The following is a 3795-nucleotide window of genomic DNA, read 5'->3' as shown; positions in this document are numbered from 1 at the left end:
CGGGCGCCGTGCGCGTGGTGCGTGCGCACGGCCCGCGCGCGCTGGTCCACGTCGACGCGGTGCAGTCCGCGCCGCACGTCGCGACCGACGTCGCCGCGCTCGGCTGCGACCTGCTCGCCTTTTCGCCGTACAAGCTGTTCGGGCCGCATCTGGGCGTGCTGTGGGTGCGAGGCGACCTCGCCGCGACGATCGACGCGTACAAGGTCCGCCCGGCGGGCAACGAGGGCGCGCACCGGTTCGAGACGGGGACCCCGTCGTTCGAGGCGATGGGCGGCGCGGTCGGCACGATCGACTATCTCGAATGGCTCGGCCGCGCGCTGTCGCCCGGCGTCAACGACCGGCGCGCGGCGCTGGCGGCGGCGATGGCGGGCTGCGAAGCCTATGAGGAGGTGCTGGGCGAGCGGCTGCTGACAGGGCTGCGGACGATCCCCGGCCTGAAACTGTACGGCCCGCCGACGATGGCGGGGCGCGTGCCGACGTTCGGCTTCACGCTGGCGGGCCATAATCCCGACGCGGTCGCGGAGCACCTGGCGGGGCGCGGCATCTTCGCCTGGTCCGGGCATTTCTATGCGGTGGAGGTGATCCGCCGGCTGGGGCTGGAGGCGGCGGGCGGGCTCGTGCGCGTCGGGCTGTGCCATTATTCGACCGCGGACGAGGTGGACCGGCTGGTGGCGGCGCTGCGCGAGCTGTGATCCGCCTTCGTCATCCCGGACTTCCGGGATCCAGGGTTGCGACGCGCGCTGCGGGCGGCGATGCGCGCACCGCGCTAGGCCCCGGAACAAGTCCGGGGTGACGGTCGGGGGGCAAGACGGTCGCCTTCGCCCCACGATCCTCCTAGACTCTCACCATGACCGACCTCGCGATCCTCTACGAGCACCCCGACTGGTTCCGCCCGCTGTTCGCCGCGCTCGACCGGCGCGGGGTGGGGTACGCCGCGCTCACGCCCGACGGGCACTGGAACCCGGCCGACCGCGCGCCGCCCGCGCCGGTCGCGTTCAACCGCATCGCCATGTCGAGCTTCCTGCGAGCCGGGACGGGTGGGCGCGCGGGCGGCGTCGAGCACCCGATCTTCCACGCCGCCGCCCTGCTCGACCATTGGCGACGAGCGGGCGCGCGGGTCGTCAACGGGCCGGACGTGCTGGCGGTCGACGCGTCCAAGGCGCGGCAGCTGTCGCTCCTCGCCTCGCTCGGCCTCGGCATCCCGGAGACGCGCGTGGTCCACCGCGCCGCCGACGTGGCGGCCGCCGCCGCGACCCTCTCCTTTCCGCTGGTGGTGAAGGCGAACATCGGCGGCTCGGGCGCCGGCATCGTCCGGTTCGACTCGATGGCCGAACTGCGCGCCACGGTCGCCGATGGCGGCCTGCCGACCAGCATCGACGGCGTGCTGCTGGTGCAGGACTACGTCCCCGCGCGCGACGGCGCGACGGTCCGGATCGAGACGCTCGACCGGCGCTTCCTCTACGCGCTCGACGTGCGTGGCGGCGGCGCGTTCGACCTGTGCCCGGCGGACGCCTGCGTCGCGCCCGGCCAGCCGATCCCGATGACCGCTTGCCAGCCCGCGCCCGAACTGGTCGACGCCGCCGAGCGGATCGCCCGCGCGATGGACCTCGACGTCGGCGGGGTGGAGGTGATGGTCGACGACCGCGACGGCGTGCCCCGCTTCTACGACGTCAACGCGCTGTCCAACTTCGTCGCCCGGCCGCTCGACGTGCTGGGCTGGGACCCGCACGACCGGCTCGTGGATTACCTTATTTGGGTGATCGAGGAGAGCCGCTGATGCGCTACGGGTTCTGGATGCCGGTGTTCGGCGGCTGGCTGCGCAACGTGGCGGACGAGGGGATGGAGGCGAGCTGGGATTACGCCCGCCGCCTGACGATCGATGCCGAACGGTGGGGATATGACCTCACGCTGATCGCCGAGCTGAACCTCAACGACATCAAGGGCGTGACCGAGCCTGCGCTCGATGCCTGGTCGACGGCAGCGGCGCTGGCGGCGGTGACGCAGCGGCTGGAGCTGATGGTCGCGGTCCGCCCCAATTTCCACCAGCCCGCGCTGTTCGCCAGGGCGGCGGCGAACATCGACCGGATCTCGGGCGGGCGGCTCAGCCTCAACGTCGTGTCGTCCTGGTGGGCGGACGAGGCGAGGCAGTACGGGTTGCAGTTCGACCAGCACGACGACCGCTACGCGCGCACCGCCGAGTGGCTGCGCGTGGTCGAGGGGCTGTGGACGCAGGAGCGGTTCAGCCTGGACGGGCAGTTCTACCATCTTCGGGACGCGATCTGCGCGCCCAAGCCCGCCCGCCCGCCGGTGATCTACGCGGGCGGCGAGAGCGAGCGCGCCAAGGCGATGATCGCGGCCCAGTGCGACGCCTATGTCATGCACGGCGACCCGCCCGAGGCGATCGCGCCCAGGATCGCCGACATGGCGGCGCGGCGCGCGGCGCTGGGCAGGCCGGCGATGACCTATGGCATGGCCGCCTATGCGATCGTGCGCGACTCGGAAGCCGAGGCGAAACGCGAGCTGGCGCGGATCACCGCGGTCGCGGACCTGCCCGCCGGCTATGCCAATTTCGACCAGTGGCTGTCGGGCACGCAGCTGGAACGCGAGCTGAAGCTGCAGGAATACGCCGTCTCCAACCGCGGGCTGCGCCCAAATCTGGTCGGCACGCCCGAGCAGCTGCGCGAGCGGATCGCGGAATACGAGCATCACGGGCTCGACCTGCTCCTGCTTCAGATGAGCCCGCAGGCCGAAGAGATGGAGCGGTTCGCCGCTCAGGTGATGCGCACGGCGCCGGTGGAGCTGCGTGTTGTTTAGGCAACATGCCCATAAAAACAGCAGCTACTCGCGAAAGTGACTGGCGGATGAACATGGTCGCGCCTAGCACCGGATCATCCGCTGGTACCGGCCCGTCAGCGGCCGGACCGTCGAGGAGGAGGGTGCGTTGTTCCGGTTGCGGCGCCCCGGCGTCGCGGCCGGAATGATGGTGGGGCCGCTGCTCGCCTTGCCCCCCGCTTCCGTCGTCCGACCCGTCGCATTGATGCAGATCAGCCCGGCACGTCCCGCCCGTTGACAGCGTCGCGCGCCTCGCCGACGCGCGCGGGCGTGACCCTCCCCGCCACAGCCACGGCCACAGCGCCAGCGATCGCGATCGGCATCCCCGTGCGGGACGAGCAGGCGTTGTTGCCGCGCCTGCTCGGCGCGCTGGATACTCAGCGCGGGATCGACGGGTCGCGCGTGACGGTCGCGTTCCTCCTCGACGGCTGCACCGACCAGAGCGAGGCGCTGGTGCGCGGCTGGCGGACGCCGTTTGCGGTCGTCGCGCACGCCGTTCCCCGCGGCGAACCCAACGCCGGTCGTGCCCGCCGCGTGGCGATGAAGCTGGCGCAGGCGAGCGGCGCGGCGCTGCTCGTCACCACCGATGCCGACAGCGTCCCCGCGCCCGACTGGCTGGCCGCGATCGTCCGCGCGCTGGCCGACGCCGACCTGGTCGCGGGACGCATCATCCGCGCCGGCAGCCCGCACGATGCGGCGCAGGACGCGGTGGAACGCTATTACGACAGACTGCACGCCCACCGCCGCACGATCGATCCGGTCGCGTGGGACCCGGCGCCCGGCCACCATCATACCGGCGGCGCGAACCTCGCCTTCCGCGCCGACTCGTTCCGCGCGCTGGGCGGGTTCGACCCGGTGCCCTCGGGCGAGGACGCGCTGATCGTCGACCGCGCGCACCGGCTTGGCCTGCGCGTCCGGCGTGAGCCCGCGGCGCTGGTCGCGACCTCGTCGCGCCGCTGCGGC

At 72.5% G+C, this 3795-nt stretch carries 4 protein-coding genes; all 4 read left to right on the top strand.

The window, feature by feature from the left end; translation table 11 throughout:
• The coding region (locus tag HUV01_RS13575) for an aminotransferase class V-fold PLP-dependent enzyme (RefSeq protein ID WP_174298753.1) at positions 1–692 on the top strand (692 nt) is incomplete at its 5' end.
• Positions 693–847: 155 nt separating this feature from the next.
• Positions 848–1777 (top strand): ATP-grasp domain-containing protein, encoded by a 930-nt coding sequence (locus HUV01_RS13570; protein WP_174298752.1) that lies wholly within the window; start codon positions 848–850, stop codon positions 1775–1777.
• Entirely contained in the window at positions 1777–2814 is a 1038-nt protein-coding gene (locus HUV01_RS13565) for an LLM class flavin-dependent oxidoreductase (protein ID WP_174298751.1), read from the top strand. The genes HUV01_RS13570 and HUV01_RS13565 overlap by 1 nt, the downstream gene beginning before the upstream one ends.
• A 288-nt stretch (positions 2815–3102) precedes the next feature.
• Positions 3103–3795 (top strand): glycosyltransferase (locus HUV01_RS13560; RefSeq protein WP_174298750.1); only part of this gene is annotated, 693 nt, incomplete at its 3' end.

The sequence above is a fragment of the Sphingomonas bacterium genome, from assembly GCF_903643035.1.
Taxonomy (GTDB): Bacteria; Pseudomonadota; Alphaproteobacteria; order Sphingomonadales; family Sphingomonadaceae; genus Sphingomonas.
This window is presented reverse-complemented; position numbering and strand designations above follow the sequence as displayed.

Excerpts from the sequence above, each read along its gene's own strand:
- HUV01_RS13570 (WP_174298752.1), top strand. The coding sequence starts at position 848 with ATGACCGACCTCGCGATCCTCTACGAGCACCCCGACTGGTTCCGCCCG.
- HUV01_RS13565 (WP_174298751.1), top strand. The coding sequence starts at position 1,777 with ATGCGCTACGGGTTCTGGATGCCGGTGTTCGGCGGCTGGCTGCGCAAC.